This window comes from Mycobacterium sp. NGS49 (assembly GCF_059812565.1).
The window spans coordinates 77,785-95,456 of record NZ_JCALCX010000005.1 but is presented as its reverse complement, the minus strand read 5'-3'; the positions used below and the strand labels follow the sequence as shown (position 1 = coordinate 95,456).

At 66.6% G+C, this 17,672-nt stretch carries 14 protein-coding genes; 9 read left to right on the top strand and 5 right to left on the bottom strand.

Going from position 1 to position 17,672, the window contains the following annotated elements; translation table 11 throughout:
• Window positions 1-116: 116 nt before the first annotated feature.
• The 3 genes from AC5Y7D_RS06685 to AC5Y7D_RS06675 all read right to left on the bottom strand — a co-directional run bounded on the left by AC5Y7D_RS06685 (window position 117) and on the right by AC5Y7D_RS06675 (window position 5,095).
• Entirely contained in the window at window positions 117-2,015 is a 1,899-nt protein-coding gene (locus tag AC5Y7D_RS06685; protein WP_499922528.1) for a PE family protein, read from the bottom strand.
• A 31-nt stretch (window positions 2,016-2,046) separates the two neighbouring features.
• On the bottom strand, window positions 2,047-3,876 hold the full coding sequence (locus AC5Y7D_RS06680; RefSeq protein WP_499922527.1) for an acyl-CoA dehydrogenase: 1,830 nt from the start codon (window positions 3,874-3,876) through the stop codon (window positions 2,047-2,049).
• A gap of 109 nt (window positions 3,877-3,985) precedes the next feature.
• The gene (locus tag AC5Y7D_RS06675) at window positions 3,986-5,095 is read right to left on the bottom strand and encodes a PE family protein (protein WP_499922526.1); all 1,110 of its coding nucleotides are present in this window, start codon (window positions 5,093-5,095) and stop codon (window positions 3,986-3,988) included.
• 317 nt (window positions 5,096-5,412) lie between these two features.
• Here AC5Y7D_RS06675 and AC5Y7D_RS06670 point away from each other — a divergent pair, with 317 nt between their 5' ends.
• The 6 genes from AC5Y7D_RS06670 (at window position 5,413) to AC5Y7D_RS06645 (ending at window position 10,925) form a co-directional block, all read left to right on the top strand.
• Window positions 5,413-7,380 carry a heavy metal translocating P-type ATPase gene (locus tag AC5Y7D_RS06670; RefSeq protein WP_499922525.1) on the top strand — a complete coding sequence of 656 codons (1,968 nt, stop codon included), beginning with the start codon at window positions 5,413-5,415 and terminating at the stop codon, window positions 7,378-7,380.
• A gap of 16 nt (window positions 7,381-7,396) precedes the next feature.
• Window positions 7,397-7,756, top strand: a complete 360-nt coding sequence (locus tag AC5Y7D_RS06665; protein ID WP_499922524.1) for a thioredoxin family protein — start codon at window positions 7,397-7,399, stop codon at window positions 7,754-7,756.
• Window positions 7,757-7,800: 44 nt separating this feature from the next.
• Window positions 7,801-8,145, top strand: coding sequence for a thioredoxin (trxA, locus tag AC5Y7D_RS06660; protein ID WP_499922523.1), 345 nt, complete (start codon window positions 7,801-7,803; stop codon window positions 8,143-8,145).
• A 37-nt stretch (window positions 8,146-8,182) separates the two neighbouring features.
• Window positions 8,183-9,010 carry an enoyl-CoA hydratase gene (locus AC5Y7D_RS06655; protein WP_499922685.1) on the top strand — a complete coding sequence of 276 codons (828 nt, stop codon included), beginning with the start codon at window positions 8,183-8,185 and terminating at the stop codon, window positions 9,008-9,010.
• Window positions 9,011-9,033: 23 nt separating this feature from the next.
• The gene (locus AC5Y7D_RS06650; protein ID WP_499922522.1) at window positions 9,034-10,662 is read left to right on the top strand and encodes an ABC-F family ATP-binding cassette domain-containing protein; all 1,629 of its coding nucleotides are present in this window, start codon (window positions 9,034-9,036) and stop codon (window positions 10,660-10,662) included.
• A 65-nt stretch (window positions 10,663-10,727) separates the two neighbouring features.
• Window positions 10,728-10,925 (top strand): helix-turn-helix domain-containing protein, encoded by a 198-nt coding sequence (locus tag AC5Y7D_RS06645; protein WP_499922521.1) that lies wholly within the window; start codon window positions 10,728-10,730, stop codon window positions 10,923-10,925.
• Between the two features lie 3 nt (window positions 10,926-10,928).
• On the opposite strand, the gene AC5Y7D_RS06640 is transcribed toward AC5Y7D_RS06645, so the two are convergent.
• Together AC5Y7D_RS06640 and AC5Y7D_RS06635 are read right to left on the bottom strand one after the other, a co-directional pair.
• Window positions 10,929-11,498: a TetR/AcrR family transcriptional regulator gene (locus AC5Y7D_RS06640; RefSeq protein ID WP_499922520.1), complete on the bottom strand. Its 570-nt coding sequence runs from the start codon at window positions 11,496-11,498 to the stop codon at window positions 10,929-10,931.
• Window positions 11,499-11,518: 20 nt separating this feature from the next.
• Window positions 11,519-14,335 carry an aconitate hydratase gene (locus AC5Y7D_RS06635; RefSeq protein WP_499922519.1) on the bottom strand — a complete coding sequence of 939 codons (2,817 nt, stop codon included), beginning with the start codon at window positions 14,333-14,335 and terminating at the stop codon, window positions 11,519-11,521.
• Window positions 14,336-14,618: 283 nt separating this feature from the next.
• Here AC5Y7D_RS06635 and AC5Y7D_RS06630 point away from each other — a divergent pair, with 283 nt between their 5' ends.
• From AC5Y7D_RS06630 to ripB, 3 genes are all read left to right on the top strand, one after another.
• A complete protein-coding gene (locus AC5Y7D_RS06630) occupies window positions 14,619-15,164 on the top strand; it encodes an Rv1476 family membrane protein (protein WP_499922518.1) in 546 nt (181 codons plus the stop codon).
• Window positions 15,165-15,406: 242 nt separating this feature from the next.
• A complete protein-coding gene (gene ripA / locus AC5Y7D_RS06625; RefSeq protein WP_499922517.1) occupies window positions 15,407-16,828 on the top strand; it encodes an NlpC/P60 family peptidoglycan endopeptidase RipA in 1,422 nt (473 codons plus the stop codon).
• 9 nt (window positions 16,829-16,837) lie between these two features.
• Window positions 16,838-17,560 carry an NlpC/P60 family peptidoglycan endopeptidase RipB gene (gene ripB / locus AC5Y7D_RS06620; RefSeq protein ID WP_499922516.1) on the top strand — a complete coding sequence of 241 codons (723 nt, stop codon included), beginning with the start codon at window positions 16,838-16,840 and terminating at the stop codon, window positions 17,558-17,560.
• Window positions 17,561-17,672 lie beyond the last annotated feature (112 nt).

Below are 17,672 nucleotides of genomic sequence, written 5' to 3'. Positions count from 1 at the left end.
CCAGGTGCCTCAGCTCACCAATCCAGAGCTGAAGAAGAGCGGTCAATACCGTTGCGGCCTCATCATTTTCGATTGATGTGTCACCTACGTCGGTCAACTGGCACGCTGTGATCTGACTAGGGAGTGCCGTTGGCGCCGGGCACGCCGAACAGCTGCCCGGCAGTGCCACCGGCGCCGCCGGCTCCGTCGATGCCGCCGGCTTCGCCAGCGGCGCCGCCCGCGCCACCATGCCCGCCGTTGCCGATCAGCCGGCTGTTTCCGCCGTTACCCCCGATACCGCCGTTGCCGCCCACATCGAAGCCGTCACCGCCCGTCCCGCCCGCCCCACCGGCGCCACCGTCGCCGTACAACCAGCCGCCATTACCGCCGGCGCCACCGTTGCCCCCCAGCGAACCGAGCGGACCGATTTGATGGTTGGCGCCGGCACGTCCGCCGACGCCCCCGTTGCCGATCACCCCCGCGTCGCCACCGGCGCCTCCGGTACCGCTGTTCCCGGCGGTAGCTCCATCGCCGCCACTGGCCCCTCGTCCTCCCTCGCCGCCATTGCCGTAGAACCGGCTGGTGCCTCCGGCACCGCCGTTGCCGCCGCTGCCGCCCTGGCTTCCGTTGGACGCACCACCGGTGGCGATACCGTTCCCACCGATACCGCCGTCGCCGCCGGCCGCGCCAGAACCGCTCAGCCACCCGCCCGATCCGCCGACGCCCCCGACCCCGCCTGCACCCCCAAAGCCAATCGCGAGGCTGCCGCCGACTCCCTTGCCGACGCCACCCCTGCCGCCGTCCCCAGCGCCGCCGCCCTGGCCGAACAGTCCAGCGTTGCCGCCCGCCCCGCCTGCCCCACCTGCCCCACCGACCCCAGTGCCGGCGCCGACACCCGCGCCGCCGCGACCACCAGTACCGCCGGCGGCAGCTGCTCCGGCCAGCCATCCGCCGTTTCCGCCGCTACCGCCATTGCCACCCGCCCCGCCGGAAGCACTCGTGTTGTCGGCGATGCCGTCTGCGGCGCCACCCGCCCCTCCGATCCCACCGGCGGCACCGTTGCCGATCAGGCCCGCGTGGCCGCCGGCCCCCCCGGCACCGCCGGCGCCGGCCACTACGTCGCCTGCGCTCGATCCGCCGGTGCCGCCTGCCCCGCCGCCACCGCCACTCCCATAAACCCAGCCGCCGTTACCGCCCGCCCCGCCAGCACCGCCGGCCCCGTTATTTTGGCCAGTGCCGCCGCTCCCGCCGGCTCCGCCGTTACCCACCAATCCGGCATGGCCGCCGGCTCCTCCTGCCCCTCCGGGGCCGCCGCGGCCCCCGTCACCACCGGCCCCTCCGGCCCCGCCGCCCCCGATCAACCCCGCGCTCCCGCCGGCCCCGCCGGCCCCGCCGGCCCCGACACTTCCGACGCTGCCGTTACCGCCAGCGCCGCCGAGGCCGTACAGCAAGCCACCGTCGCCGCCCGCCCCTCCGGATGCGCCGGTTCCTCTGGCCGAGGCGGTTCCGCCGTCGCCGCCTCTGCCACCGTTTCCGATCAGGCCGGCGGCCCCGCCGGCCCCGCCCGGCTGACCTGTCCCGCCGGACCCCCCATTTCCGCCGTTGCCCAACAGCAGCCCACCGGGACCGCCGGACAGCCCGCTGCCCGCCGGAGCGTTTGCACCGTTGCCGATCAGCGGACGCCCCAACAGCACCTGAGTGGGCGCGTTGATGGCATCGAGCAGTTGCTGCTCGGCGATCTGCAGCGGTGAGGCGTTGGCCGCCTCTGCGGCTGCGTACCGTCCGCCGGCGGTGCGCAGTAGCTGCTCGAACCGCTGGTGGAAGGCTGCTGCTTGGGCACTGAGGGCCTGGTAGTCCAGCGCATGGCCGGAGAAAACGGCCGCGATCGTCGCCGATACCTCGTCGGCACCGGCTGCCAGCACGCCGGTGGTGGAAGCTGCCGCCGAGGCATTGGCTTCCGTTATCGCCGAACCGATTCCGGTCAGCGTCGTCGCCGTCCCGGTCAGCGCATCCGGCAACGCCGACACAAACGACATCGCTACCTCCGTGTCTTTTCGTGGGGAGCGTTCAGAAGACGTCTTCGGCGACGCGCATGATGTCGTCGTCGATGTTTTCCAGGACGGTGCGAACCCCGGACAGCTTCGGCAGCATGTTCTTGGCGAAGAAGGCCGAGACCGCGACCTTGCCCTCGTAGAAGGCCTTGTCGTTTGCAGATGGTTCACCCGAGAGTGATGCTGCGGCGACGTTCGCCTGCGCCAGCAGTCGCCACCCGATCAGTAGGTCGCCGACGGCCAGCAGGTAGCGCACCGACCCGAGTCCCACTTTGTAAATGTCATTGGGGTGTTGGGCGGCCGACATCAGGTATCCCATCAGCGCAGTCGTCATGCCGGTGACGTCTTCGACCGCGGCCTGCAGCAGCTCGGCCTGGTCCTTCAACGAGTCGGCGGTGGCGTCGATGGTCTTGCTGATCTGGGCCGTCACGTGCTGCAAGGACTGTCCGTGGTCCCGCACGATCTTGCGGAAAAAGAAGTCCATCGCCTGGATAGCCGTAGTGCCTTCGTAGAGCGAGTCGATCTTGGAGTCGCGGATGTACTGCTCGAGCGGGTAGTCGGTGAGGAAGCCCGATCCGCCCAGCGTCTGCAGCGATTCGGTGAGGATCTCGTAGGCCCGCTCCGAGCCCACGCCTTTGACGATGGGCAGCAGCAGATCGTCCACGCGGTGTGCTAAGTCGTGGTCTGCCCCCGAAACGTGTTGTGCCATCGCATCATCTTGATGCGCGGCGGCATAGAGATACACCGCCCGCAGCCCCTCGGCGTACGCCTTCTGCGTCATCAAGCTGCGACGCACGTCGGGGTGGTGCATGATTGTCACTCGCGGTGCGGTCTTGTCCGTCATCTGGGTCAGATCCGCGCCCTGTACCCGTTCCTTGGCGTAGGCGAGTGCATTGAGATAACCCGTGGACAAGGTGCCTGCCGACTTGACACCGATGGTCATGCGGGCGTTCTCGATCACGTTGAACATCTGCGCGATCCCGTTGTGCACACCGCCCACCAGATACCCGACCGCCGGAACGTCGGTGGCGCCGAACGTCAATTCGCACGTGGGGGAGGACTTCAGGCCCATCTTGTGTTCCAGGCCGGTGACGTACACCCCGTTGCGTGCACCGAGTTCTCCCGTGTCCGGGTCGAATAGAAAGTTCGGTACATAGAACAGGCTCAGGCCCTTGGTGCCGGGACCAGCACCCTCAGGCCGGGCCAGCACCAGATGAAAGATGTTCTCCGTCGTGTCGCCGACGTCGCCGCCGGAGATGAACCGCTTGACCCCCTCGATGTGCCAAGTGCCGTCGGGTTGTTCGATTGCCTTGGCGCGCCCCGCGCCCACATCGGAGCCGGCGTCAGGCTCGGTGAGCACCATGGTGGCCTGCCAGCCGCGCTCAATTCCCATTGCAGCCCAACGTTTTTGCTCGTCGTTGCCCTCGACGAACAGGGATTGTGACATCACCGGGCCGAGATTGAAGAAGCACACCGACGGGTTAGCGCAGAAGATCAGCTCGTTGACCGCCCAGGTGAGCGGCGGGGGGGCTGCCATGCCGCCGATCTCCTCGGCCAGCCCCAGCCGCCACCATTCGGCATCCTTGATCGCCTGCACGGACTTGAGCAATTCCGGCGCGACGCTGATGGAGTGGGTGGCCGGGTCGAAAACGGGCGGGTTGCGGTCGGCGAACGCGAAGGACTCGGCCACCGGGCCTTCGGCCAGCCGGGCTGCCTCGGACAGGATCGTGCGCACGGTGTCCTCGTCGAGGTCGGCGTACTTCCCGGTGCCCAGAACGGCGCCCACATCAAGAACCTCGAACAAATTGAACTCGAGGTCGCGCACGTTGGCGATGTAGTGCCCCAATGTGTTTCCTTCCACTCAGACTGATCGGCCCGATGATCGGGCACAGTCTCGCTGCTGGGGGAAAACGTACGCAACCGTAACCAGCGGGAGGAGGGCCTGACCTGGTGTGTTAGGTGCCGTTGGGGCCGCGCTGGCCGAACAACAAGCCACCTCGACCGCCGATGCCCGGTGTGCCGGCGCCACCGCCGCCGCCGCCCGCTCCGCCGTTGCCGATTAGCAGCGCATTGCCTCCGTTACCGCCGTGGCTGCCCGCCAGTCCGCCCGCGTGACCGCCGTCCCCACCGCCGAAGAAGAGGCCGCCGTCGCCGCCGTTGCCGCCGTTGGCGTTGGTGAATCCGGCACCGCCGAAGCCGGCGCTGCCGAACAGGAGTCCGGCCTGGCCGCCGTTACCAGCGGTCGCCGCGGAGAGGGCGTCCCCGCCATTGCCGCCGGCGCCGAACAGGAAGGCCCGGCCACCGGCCCCGCCACCGCCGAGGAAGCTGCTGCCACCGTTGCCGGCGTTGCCGAAGAAGATCCCGCCGTTGCCGCCGGCGCCACCAATACCGCCACCGTTGGCGCTGTTGCCGCCGCTGCCGCCGTTGCCCAACAGGAAGGCGGTGCCGCCGGCGCCGCCGGGGGCATTACCGCCGCTGTTGCCACCGCCACCGGCGTTGCCGAACAGCCATCCGCCTGCGCCACCGGCGCCGCCCGCCCCGCCCGCGCCGCCGCTACCGCCTGCGCCGCCGTTGCCGAGCAGGCCCGCGGACCCGCCGTTGCCGCCGGCCACGCCAGCGACGCCGGTCGAGAATCCGTTGCCGCCGTTGCCGAACAGGATGCCGCCGGCCTGTCCGTTGGGGTTGGCCGCGGTTCCGTCGTTTCCATTGCCGATCAGCGGTCGGCCCAACAAGGCGTTGGTGGGCGCATTGATCAGGTCGAGTATCGGCTGCAGCGGACCGATGTTGGTCGCCTCAGCGAGAGCGTATTGCTGCGCCCCGCCGGCCATGAGTTGCACGAATTGCTGGTGAAACGCTGTCGCTCCTGCGCTCAGCGCCTGGTAAGCCTGCGCGTGTGCGCCAAAGACCGCGGCCACTGCGGCGGACACCTCGTCGGCACCAGCGGCCGCGACGGCCGTCGTCTGTGCGGCGGCCGCCTTATTGGCGTCGCTGATCGCCGAGCCGACGCGGGCCAGACTCCCCGCGGCTTGCGATACGAAATCGGTATTGGCGACCACGTAGGACATCTCGCACCTCCACAGCCAAGAGCCGGCGACCTCCGAATCGTATCGCGATTCGGCGAAGGTGAATCGTTTTCCGTCGCCTTTTTCAATCCAGTTTTCAACCGAAATGGAATGGTCCACCAAAAGAATTCACCCGTCGTCCGCGGCGTACCCGCACACCCTGGCAACGGAGGTACCCGGACCATGGTTGTGCGCCGTATATCAAAGTGCCATAAGCCAATTCAATGACAGAACGGAACCAAACCGAGACCTCTGCCGGTGTCTGCCTCAATAGACTCGGGGCATCGTGACGCACTCTGACCCCCTGTGAGGCCGCCGGAATGACCTTGACCGCTTTCGAAGTGATCGTTCCCGAGGCGTCCTTCGACCGCGTACCCGCCGGCGCTGCCCGCCGACCGAGTTGGAGCGCGGTGCTGTGGTCGGTGACGTCGGTGCGCTGGGCAGCCGCAGCGCTGGTGCTGTTCCTGGCCGGTTTGGCTGCCCAGCTCAACGGCGCATCGCAGACTGTCTGGTGGGCGCTGTATCTCCTGTGCTACCTGGCCGGCGGCTGGGGTTCGGCCTGGGCCGGCCTGAACGCGCTGTGGAATAAAGCGCTCGACGTGGACCTGCTGATGATCGTCGCCGCGATCGGCGCGGTGGCGATCGGGCAGGTCTTCGACGGAGCCTTGCTCATCGTGATCTTCGCGACGTCGGGTGCACTCGACGAAGTGGCAACCAAGCACACCGAGGATTCGGTCAAGGGACTGATGAACCTGGCGCCGGAGCAGGCCGTCACCGTCGATACGGACGGTTCGCAACGGGTGGTGCCCGCAGCTGAACTGAAAATCAGCGACCCCGTGCTGGTGCGGCCCGGAGAACGGATACCTGCCGACGGTGTCGTGCTTTCCGGCGAGTCCGACGTGGATCAGCGTTCCATCACCGGTGAGTCGATGCCGGTCGCGCGGTCCGCCGGCGACGAGGTGTTCGCCGGCACCCTCAACGGGTCGGGCGTGCTGCACGTCGTTGTCACCCGTGACCCCTCGCACACCGTGGTCGCCAGGATCATCGAGTTGGTATCCGAAGCATCGGCCACCAAGGCCCGAACCCAACTGTTCATCGAAAGGATCGAACAGCGCTACTCGGTGGCGATGGTGGCCGCCACGCTCGCGCTGATCGGTATCCCCCTGATGCTCGGGGCCGCTGTGCAACCAACGCTGTTGCGCGCCATGACCTTCATGATCGTGGCCTCGCCGTGCGCGGTGGTGCTCGCCACCATGCCGCCACTGCTCTCGGTGATCGCCAACGCGGGCCGTCACGGCATCCTGCTGAAATCCGCGGTCGTCGTCGAACACCTGGCCGACACCAGCGTCGTCGCGCTGGACAAGACGGGGACGCTGACGTGCGGGCTGCCGCGGCTGACGGTGGTCGAGGTGCTGCGGCCGGATCTGGTTGACGTGCCGCGATTGCTCGAATTAGCTTCTGCTGCAGAACAATTCAGTGAACATCCACTGGGTCGGGCGATCGTAGCCGAAGCGCGGCGGCGCGGCGTCGCTATCCCGTCTGCGGAGGATTTTCGCGCGGTGCCGGGCCGCGGCGTGCGCGCCTCGGTGGGCCGCCATTTCGTCGAGGTCTGCAGTCCGCACAGTTTTCGCGGGGTCTCGCCGGCCGAACTGGAGCCGATCGTCGATGCCGGTGCGACGGCGGCCGTCGTCGTGGTCAACGGGGTGGCCGTGGGTGTGCTCGGATTGACCGATCAGATCCGTCCCGATGCAGTGGAGTCCGTTGCGGCACTGACGGCTTTGACATCGGCTCCGCCGGTCCTGCTGACCGGCGACCACGGCCGCGCGGCGCGGCTCGCCGCCAGCGACACCGGAATCGTCGACGTGCGAGCTGCGCTGCTGCCCGAACAGAAGGTCGAGGCAGTGCGGCAGCTGCAGGCCGCGGGTCACCGGGTGCTTGTGGTGGGCGATGGCGTCAACGACGCCCCGGCAATGGCCGCCGCGTGCACGTCGATGGCCATGGGCGCCGGCTCTGATCTGGCATTGCAGACAGCCGACGCCGTGACGGTCCGTGACGAACTGCACACCATCCCGACCATCATCGGTCTGGCCCGGCAGGCCCGACGCGTGGTGACCGTCAACCTCGCTCTCGCGAGCGGTTTCATCGCGTTGCTGGTCATGTGGGACCTCGTGGGGCAATTGCCGCTGCCTCTGGGGGTGGCCGGTCATGAAGGGTCGACGCTGTTGGTGGCGCTCAACGGCATACGCCTGCTCAGCAACCGAACCTGGCGGGCCGCCGCTGCGCGTTGACGTACGCTCTTTGCTGATGGGAGACGTCACGACCAGGGATCTGACGGTTGCCGACTTCCGGCAGGCGGTTCTGGGCAATGACCACGTTCTCGTCTACTTCTGGTCGCCGTTCTGTGCGCCGTGTGAAGTCTTCGCGCCCACCTACGAGACGTCGGCCCGCAACTGCCCGGACATCGTGCACGGCAAGGTGAACTTCGAAACGGAGAAGGACGTGGTCGAGACGGCCAACGTCACGTTGTTGCCGACCCTGATGGCCTTCAAGAGGGGAAAACTGGTGTTCAAACAGGCGGGCATCGCCAACTCCGCGAACATGGCCGAATTGGTCAGGCAACTGCGCGCATACCGCGACTCGGCGGGCAAACCCAGCTTGCTGTGAACGGCTCTGGGAACAAGCGCCGGGGCAGCGGCGTTAGGGCAGACGTGACTACCCAAGACCTCACTGCCGCGCAGTTCAACGAAACCGTTAACGGTAACGACATGGTGCTCGTCGACTTCTGGGCTTCCTGGTGCGGCCCGTGTCGCGCGTTTGCGCCGACGTTCAAGGCGGCGTCGGAAAACCACCCTGACGTGGTGTTCGCGAAGGTGGACACCGAGGCAGAGCAGGAGCTGGCTGCGGCGGCGCAGATCCGGTCCATCCCCACACTGATGGCCTTCAAGAAGGGCAAGTTGTTGTTCAACCAGGCCGGCGCGTTGCCTCCGGCGGCGTTGGAGGATCTGGTGCAGCAACTCAAGGCTTATGAGGCCGACGAGGTAACCGAGGTCTGACTCGCGTCCGGGCGACGTACCCGGGCCAGGCTCGAGTCTGCGCTACCGTTTCCGGGTGAGTTTGGTCCTCCTGGAGCACCCGCGGCCCGAGATTGCTCTGATCACGCTGAACCGTCCCGAGCGGATGAACTCCATGGCGTTCGACGTCATGGTGCCGCTCAAGGAGGCGCTTGACGAGGTCAACGTCGACAATGCGGTGCGGGTGGTGGTGCTGACCGGAGCGGGACGTGGTTTCTCCTCGGGCGCCGACCACAAGTCGGCGGGCACCGTCCCGCACGTCGACGGACTCACCCGGCCGACCTATGCGTTGCGGTCGATGGAACTACTCGACGAAATCATCCTCAAGTTGCGGCGACTGCATCAACCGGTGATTGCCGCGGTCAACGGCGCCGCGATCGGCGGGGGCCTGTGCCTGGCGCTGGCCGCGGACGTCCGAGTGGCGTCCACCAGTGCCTATTTCCGGGCGGCCGGCATCAACAACGGCCTGACCGCCAGCGAACTGGGCCTGAGCTACCTGCTGCCCAGGGCCATCGGGTCGTCGCGGGCATTCGACATCATGCTGACCGGCCGCGACGTCTCCGCCGAAGAGGCCGAGCGGATCGGACTGGTGTCTTGTCAGGTGCCGGGAGCCCAGCTGCTGGACACCTGTTACGCGATCGCGGCGCGGATGGCCGCTTTCTCCCGCCCGGGTATCGAGTTGACCAAACGGACGCTATGGAGTGGACTGGATGCCGGCAGCCTTGAGGGGCACATGCAGGCCGAAGGCCTCGGACAGCTTTTCGTCCGTCTGCTCACCTCCAACTTCGAAGAAGCGGTTGCGGCACGCGCAGAGAAGCGCCCGGCGGTATTCACCGACGACAAGTAGCGTCGAATGACTGAGGAGCGAATGTGATCACGGCTACGGACCTCGAGGTCCGCGCTGGTGCGCGCATCCTGCTCTCGCCTGACGGTCCGGATCTGCGCGTGCAGCCGGGCGATCGGATCGGATTGGTCGGGCGCAACGGCGCAGGTAAGACGACGACGATGCGCATCCTGGCGGGTGAGGGCCAGCCGTATGCCGGTTCGGTCACTCGCAAAGGCGAAATCGGTTATCTGCCGCAGGATCCCAAAGAGGGTGACCTGGACGTCCTGGCCCGTGACCGGGTGCTCTCGGCGCGCGGGCTCGACGTGCTGCTCACCGACCTGGAGAAGCAGCAGGCCCTGATGGCCGAAGTGGCCGATGATGACGCGCGTGACCGTGCCATCCGCCGCTACGGCCAGCTCGAGGAGCGGTTCGTCGCCCTCGGCGGTTACGGCGCCGAAAGTGAGGCGGGACGCATCTGCGCCAGTCTCGGCCTGCCGGACCGGGTGCTGACCCAGCAACTTCGGACGCTGTCCGGTGGCCAGCGCCGTCGGGTCGAACTCGCGCGCATCCTGTTCGCGGCTTCAGATAGCGGCTCCGGATCGTCCACGACGTTGCTGCTCGACGAGCCGACCAACCACCTCGATGCGGACTCGGTCGGCTGGCTCCGGGATTTCCTGCGCTCCCACACCGGCGGGCTGGTGATCATCAGCCACAACGTCGAACTACTCGCCGACGTCGTCAACCGGGTGTGGTTCCTCGACGCGGTCCGCGGCGAAGTCGATGTCTACAACATGACCTGGCAGAAGTATCTCGATGCCCGCGCCACCGACGAACAGCGCCGGCGGCGGGAACGGGCCAATGCCGAACGCAAGGCCACCGCCCTGCGCAACCAGGCCGCCAAGCTCGGTGCCAAGGCCACCAAAGCCGTTGCGGCACAAAACATGTTGCGCCGTGCCGACCGCATGATGGCGGCACTCGACGAAGAACGGGTCGCCGACAAGGTGGCCCGGATCAAGTTCCCGACCCCGGCTCCGTGTGGACGAACTCCGTTGGTGGCCAAAGGGCTGAGTAGAACCTACGGGTCACTTGAGGTGTTCACCGGGCTCGATCTGGCGATCGACCGTGGCTCGCGGGTGGTGGTGCTGGGACTCAACGGTGCCGGCAAGACCACGCTGCTGCGCTTGTTGGCGGGTGTGGAGACGCCCGATACCGGCGGCCTGGAACCGGGACACGGCTTGCGGATCGGCTATTTCGCCCAGGAGCACGACACTCTGGACAACGACGCGACGGTCTGGCAGAACATCCGGCACGCCGCGCCTGAATCGGGCGAACAGGACCTTCGCGGACTGCTCGGCGCGTTCATGTTCACCGGTCCACAGCTCGACCAGCCGGCCGGCACGCTGTCCGGCGGCGAGAAGACCCGACTCGCGCTGGCCGGCCTGGTCGCCTCGACGGCCAACGTGCTGTTGCTCGACGAACCGACGAACAACCTCGACCCGGCCTCGCGGGAGCAAGTGCTCGACGCGTTGCGCAGCTATCAGGGCGCTGTGGTGCTGGTGACCCACGACCCGGGCGCGGCCGAGGCGCTGGACCCCCAACGGGTGGTGCTGCTGCCCGACGGGACCGAGGATTACTGGTCCGAGGAGTACCGGGACCTCATCGAGCTGGCGTGAGGGTTCGCTCAACCGATTGCCGTCAAAGTGGCACACCACGCGACCCGGATTCCTACCCTGTCGCCATGCGGAAGTCGACGAAGACCCGCGATCAGCTGTTGCACGAGTTGCGCAGCGCCTACGAAAAGGGCGCCAGCATCCGCGACCTGGCTGCTTCGACCGGGCGGTCGTACGGCTCAGTGCACAGCATGCTGCGCGAATCCGGAACCACACTGCGCGGCCGTGGCGGACCAAACCATCGCGCCGCCAAACCTCCGGCGTAAGGGTCAGGTACGGGAACTGCGGACAGAATTCTCCACCAGATCCAGCACCGCAACCAGACGCTGCGGATCCTCGCCAGAGGCCAACCTGGCTATCAGGCCATCCAGCACCAGATCCAGGTAGCACTGCAGCACGTCGGCGGGTACGTCATCGCGCACCCGGCCGGCGTCTTTCTGCCGATGCAGCCGTTCGGTGGTCGCCGCGGCTAACTGCGCTGAGCGCTCCGCCCAGCCCCGGCTGAACTCCGGGTCGTGGCGCAGCTTGCGTGCGATCTCCAGCCGGGTGGCCAGCCAGTCGAACTGCTCTGGCGCGGCGAGCATGTCGCGCATCACCTGGATGAGACCGGAGCGCGACGCGACCTCAGCCATCCGCTGGGTGTCCTCGCGCGCCAACGCGAAGAACAGGGCGTCCTTGTCTCGGTAGTGATGGAAGATCGCGCCGCGCGACATCCCGATCTCGTGTTCCAGCCGTCGCACCGTGGCTTGGTCGTAGCCGTATTCGGCGAAACAGCGGCGTGCACCGTCGAGGATCTGACGGCGCCGAGCCTCCAGATGGTCCTCGCTGACCTTCGGCACTGGCGGGCGCTGGCGCTCGGTTAGCCGGACTTGCCGGACTTGAGCATGTTGCGCAGCACGTACTGCAGGATGCCGCCGTTGCGGTAGTAGTCGGCTTCGCCGGGTGTGTCGATACGGACCACCGCGTTGAACTCCACCTTGCTGCCATCCTCTTTGGTGGCGGTCACCTTCACCGTCTTCGGCGTCTTCCCGTCGTTGAGCGCCTCGATGCCGGTGATGTCGTAGGTCTCGGTGCCGTCCAGTTTCAGCGACTTGGCCGACTCGCCCTCAGGGAACTGGAGCGGGATGACGCCCATGCCGATCAGGTTGGACCGGTGGATGCGCTCGAACGACTCGGTGATCACCGCACGCACGCCCAGCAGCAGGGTGCCTTTGGCCGCCCAGTCCCGCGAGGACCCAGATCCGTATTCCTTACCGCCCAGCACCACCAGCGGAATCTTCTGTGCCGCATAGTTTTGCGCCGCGTCGAAGATGAACGCCTGCGGGCCGCCGTCCTGGGTGAAGTCGCGAGTGTAACCGCCGGACACATCGTCGAGCAGCTGGTTCTTCAGCCGGATGTTGGCGAACGTGCCGCGGATCATCACCTCGTGGTTGCCACGGCGCGAGCCGAGAGAGTTGAAGTCCTTGGGCTGCACGCCGTGCTCTTCGAGGTATTGCGCCGCCGGGGTGCCCTTCTTGATCGAACCGGCGGGGGAGATGTGGTCGGTGGTCACCGAATCACCCAGCAGCGCAAGGACTCTGGCGCCCTTGATGTCTTTGACCGGCTCCGGGTCGGCGGGCATGCCGTCGAAGTACGGCGCCTTGCGGACATAGGTCGAGTCCTCGGCCCACTCGAAGGTGTTGCCCTCCGGGGTGGGCAGTGACCGCCAGCGATCGTCGCCTTTGAACACGTCGGCGTAGGACTCGGCGAACATGTCCCGGTTGATCGAGGATGCGATGGTCTCCTCGATCTCCTGGGTGGTGGGCCAGATGTCTTTGAGGAAGACGTCGTTGCCGTCGGTGTCCTGACCGAGCGGGTCGTTTTCGAAGTCGAAGTCCATGGTGCCGGCGATGGCGTAGGCGATGACCAGCGGCGGCGAGGCCAGGTAGTTCATCTTGACGTCAGGGGAGATGCGGCCTTCGAAGTTGCGGTTACCCGAGAGCACCGCGGTCACCGACAGGTCGTTGTCGTTGATCGCCTGCGAGATCTCGTCGGGCAGGGGACCGGTGTTGCCGATGCACGTGGTGCACCCGTAGCCACCGAGATAGAAGCCCAGCTTCTCCAGGTAGGGCCACAGACCGGCCTTGTTGTAGTAGTCGGTCACCACCTGCGAACCGGGCGCCATGTTGGTCTTGACCCACGGCTTGGAGGTCAGGCCCTTCTCGACGGCATTGCGGGCCAACAGGGCGGCGCCCAGCATCACCGACGGGTTGGAAGTGTTGGTGCAGGACGTGATGCCCGCGACGACGACGGCGCCGTGGTCGAGCACGAATTCGCCGCGTTCCTCGGATTTGACGTCGATGGGCTTGGACGGCCGGCCGGAGTGGCCGTTGGCGGCGGAGGGGACCCGGTCTTCCTCGCCGTCGTCGGCGAAGGACAGCGTCACCGAGTCGCTGGCCGGGAATGACTCCTCGACCGCCTCGTCGAGCTTGGTTTCCGGTGCCGGGTGGTTTTCCTCGACGTAGTTGTGGATGTCCTTCCGGAACGCAACCTTGGCCTCTGACAACGGGATCCGGTCCTGCGGACGCTTGGGTCCGGCGATCGAGGGCACCACCGTGGACAGGTCGAGTTCGAGGTACTCGGAGTACTTGGGCTCGTGCTTGGGATCGTGCCACATACCCTGCGCCTTGGCATAGGCCTCGACCAGCGCCAGCTGCTCCTCGGAGCGGCCGGTCAGGGTCAGGTAGTTGATGGTCTCGTCGTCGATCGGGAAAATCGCTGCGGTGGAACCGAATTCGGGGCTCATGTTGCCCAGGGTGGCGCGGTTGGCCAGCGGCACCTCGGCCACCCCGTTGCCGTAGAACTCGACGAACTTGCCGACCACACCGTGCTTGCGCAGCATGTCGGTGACGGTGAGCACGACGTCGGTGGCGGTGACGCCGGGCTTGATCTCACCGGTGAGCTTGAAGCCCACCACACGCGGAATCAGCATCGATACGGGCTGGCCGAGCATGGCCGCCTCGGCCTCGATGCCGCCGACGCCCCAGCCCAGCACGCCCAGTCCGTTGACCATGGTGGTGTGGCTGTCGGTGCCCACACAGGTGTCCGGATAAGCCACGCCGTCGCGGACCATCACGGTGCGGGCCAGGTACTCGATGTTCACCTGGTGCACAATGCCGGTGCCCGGCGGCACCACCTTGAAGTCGTCGAAAGCGCCTTGGCCCCAACGAAGGAACTGGTATCGCTCACCATTGCGCTCGTACTCGAGCTCCACGTTGCGCTCGAAGGCGTCGGCGCGGCCGAAAACGTCGAGGATCACCGAGTGGTCGATCACCAGCTCGGCCGGAGCCAGCGGATTGACCTTCTCCGGGTCGCCGCCCAGATCTTCGATGGCCTCGCGCATAGTGGCCAGGTCGACGATGCAGGGGACGCCGGTGAAGTCCTGCATGACCACTCGGGCGGGGGTGAACTGGATCTCGATGCTCGGGTCGGCGTCGGGGTCCCAGTTGGCTATCGCCTCGATGTGCTCCTTGGTGATGTTGGCGCCATCCTCGGTGCGCAGCAGGTTCTCGGCCAGGACCTTGAGGCTGTAGGGGAGTTTCTTGGTGCCCTCCACGGCGTCCAGGCGATAGATCTCGTAGCTGTTGTCGCCGACCTTGAGTGTGTCGCGGGCTCCGAACGAATTCTTGCTGCTCACATCAACTCCCGAAGATTAAATTCTGGCCGCCGACGGGCCGTGACGGCGGTGCGGTGCAACTTTAACAGTACGCTTGTCCTGCAAAACCGGGGGGCTGCCCGTGACCCTCAGTCTTGCCCAGTGGGCTGTGCGGGGAAAGAGCGGCCGCCCTGTTTGTCGAAACTGAACACACACACCAGCGCCGGGGCGAGTCGTGTGCGTGGTTGCAGTGTCGAGCTGCGGGGTGCGCGACCCGTCCGAGGCGGAGCCGGTACGGTGCTCCTAGCACCGAGGAGCGACGACGATGACTTATTTGCCGCAGACCATCCCCTTCCTGCCCGAATACATCCCGCAGGATGTCGACATCAACTCGATCAAGGCGCAGGTCGCAGCGGACGGCGTGGCCGCACCCCCGAACGTCGAACCCGGGCTGCAGGAAGTGGTCAGTCAGGCCCGCGGCGACGGTATCAACCTGAAGATCGTCTTACTCGATCACAACCCGCCCAACGACACCCCACTGCGCGATATTGCTACCGTCGTCGGTGCCGATTACCCCAATTCCACGGTGCTGGTGCTGAGCCCGAACTACGTCGGCAGCTACAGCGGCCATTACCCGCGGGTCACGCTCGAAGCCGGTGAGGACCATTCCAAGACCGGCAATCCGGTGCAGTCGGCACAGAATTTTCTGAACGAACTCAACACCCCGGAGTTTCCCTGGACGGCGTTGACGATTGTTTTGCTGATCGGGGTGCTGGCAGCCGCTGTCGGCACTCGTTTGCTGCAGCTCGGCAGTCGTGATCCAGCAACCTCGCAGGCAACCGTTGAGGCAGCTTCTGCCGAGGGCAGCTAGACCATCTAACCAGCTCCCAGTCGCGGACTGGTATCGATCGGCGTGACGGGCCGCCACGTGCGGCAAACCTGACAGGTCACTGTTCGGTCACAGTAAACGCACTTCCAGAGTGCAATTTGTGACTTGCGTTTCTTTAGCGACAAGTGTGACGTACGGTGCGATTGATGCTTGTGATACCTATCGCACTTTCTTCGAAAACCCGCGTCGTACATCCGATTTAGCCCATAGGAGACCGAAGTCGCATGAGACGGACACCCCCGGGCTCTGCTTCGCGAACTGCCGCCAGGCTGGTACGGCCCGCCGTGCCGACCGTGCTCAGCTTCGCGCTGCTGTTCGGCCTGCCCGAGCTCGGAATGGCCAGGGCGGATCCGGCGGCTGACTCGATGGCGATATTGATCGCCAACGTCGCCAAGGCCAGCCAACGGCTCGAAGACCTGTCCAACGCCGTCGAAATGGAGCAGGAGGGCGTCAACAAGGCGTTGGTCGCGGTCGAGGACGCGCGTGAGCAGGCCGAGGTCGCCGGCCGGGAACTCGAGGCCAGCCAGCAGTCGGTAAAGGACGCCACCGCGGCTATCGCCGCCGCGCAACAGCGGTTCAACACCTTCGCGGCGGCGACCTACATGAACGGGCCGTCTGATGGTTTGTTGACCGCGCGCAGCCCCGAGGACATGATCGCCGCGGCGTCGGCTGCCCGGACCATGACCACCAGCTCCGAGGCGGTGATGGCCCGGCTGCAGCGAGCCCGCACCGAACAGATCAACAAGGAATCCGTCGCCCGCCAAGCCAAGCAAAAGGCCGATAAGGCGGCAGCAGACGCCAAGGCCAGCCAGGACGCCGCGGTAGCGGCGCTGAGCGACACGCAGCGCAAGTTCGACCAACAGCGCGAGGAAGTCAATCGCGTGGCCGCCGAACGGGAACAGGCTGAAGCGAAACTCCAGGCTGCCCAACTCGTCGCGTGGACCCAGGCCGGCGGCCAGGGCGCACCTCCCACCGGTATGTGGGACACGGCCAACGGGCCGGGTGGCGGGCGTCGCTGGGACGGCTGGGACCCCACGCTGCCGCAGGTCCCCAGCGCGAACATCCCCGGTGACCCGATCGCGGTGGTGAATCAGGTGCTGGGGTATTCGGCTACTTCGGCCCAGGTCACCGCACAGATGGGCCGAAACTTCCTGCAGCAGCTGGGCATTCTCAAGCCGAATGACACCGGAATCACCAACGCGCCCACGGCGTCGTCGTCGGGCCGGATTCCCCGGGTGTACGGGCGCCAGGCCTCTGAGTACGTCATCCGTCGCGGCATGTCCCAGATCGGGGTGCCCTACTCCTGGGGCGGTGGCAACGCCGCGGGTCCCAGCAAAGGGATCGACTCCGGTGCGGGCATCACCGGTTTCGACTGTTCCGGACTGGTCCTGTATTCGTTTGCCGGCGTCGGCATCAAATTGCCGCACTATTCGGGGTCGCAGTACAACCTGGGCCGCAAGATCCCGACCTCGCAGATGCGTCGCGGCGACGTCATTTTCTACGGCCCGGGCGGAAGTCAGCACGTGACTATCTACCTCGGCGACGGCCAGATGCTCGAGGCGCCCGACATCGGTTTGAAGGTGCGAACCGCTCCCGTCCGTACCAGCGGTATGACGCCCTTCGTGGTCCGCTACATCGAGTATTAACGAGGTTTCATGCGCCACAAGCGATTTCGATTCTCCATAGCCTGGATCACCGCGCTGGTGACCGGGCTGTTGATCGCGGTGGCCGCCCCGGCGCCGGCCTCGGCCGATCCGGGGGAGTGGGATCCCACGCTGCCGGCCGCGGTCAGCGCGGGCGCCCCCGGTGACCCGCTGGCCGTCGCCAACGCCTCCCTGCAGGCCACGGCCCAAGCCACGCAAACCACCCTCAATCTGGGCCAGCAGTTTCTCAGCGGTCTGGGCATCAACCTCGGCGGTTCCACCGCTCCGGCCGCCAACAACACCAGCGGCAGCCGGATCCCCCGCGCCAACGGCAGGGAGGCCATCGAACACGTGATCCGGCGGGCCGGGTCGCAGATGGGAGTGCCCTACTCCTGGGGAGGTGGCTCGCTGGACGGCCCGAGCAAGGGCGTGGACTCGGGTGCGGGCACCGTCGGCTTCGACTGCTCAGGCTTGATGCGGTATGCCTTCGCCGGCGTTGGCGTGTTGATCCCGAGGTTCTCCGGCGACCAGTACAACGCCGGTCGGCACATTCCGCAGAACGAGGCCAGGCGTGGCGACCTGATCTTCTACGGCCCGAACGGCGGCCAGCACGTCACCATGTACCTCGGTAACGGTCAGATGCTGGAAGCCTCCAGCCTCGCGGGCAAAGTCACCATCAGTCCGGTCCGCAAGCCGGGCATGACGCCGTACCTGACTAGGATCATCGAGTACTGAGCCGGTTGGGCGACCCTGAGAGTCGCCTAATAGCGAACCGGTGACGTCGACGGAATTCCAGACGCCTGGAATAGTTGAACGCGGGCACGTGGCTGCCCCGCGGCAGTGGTCG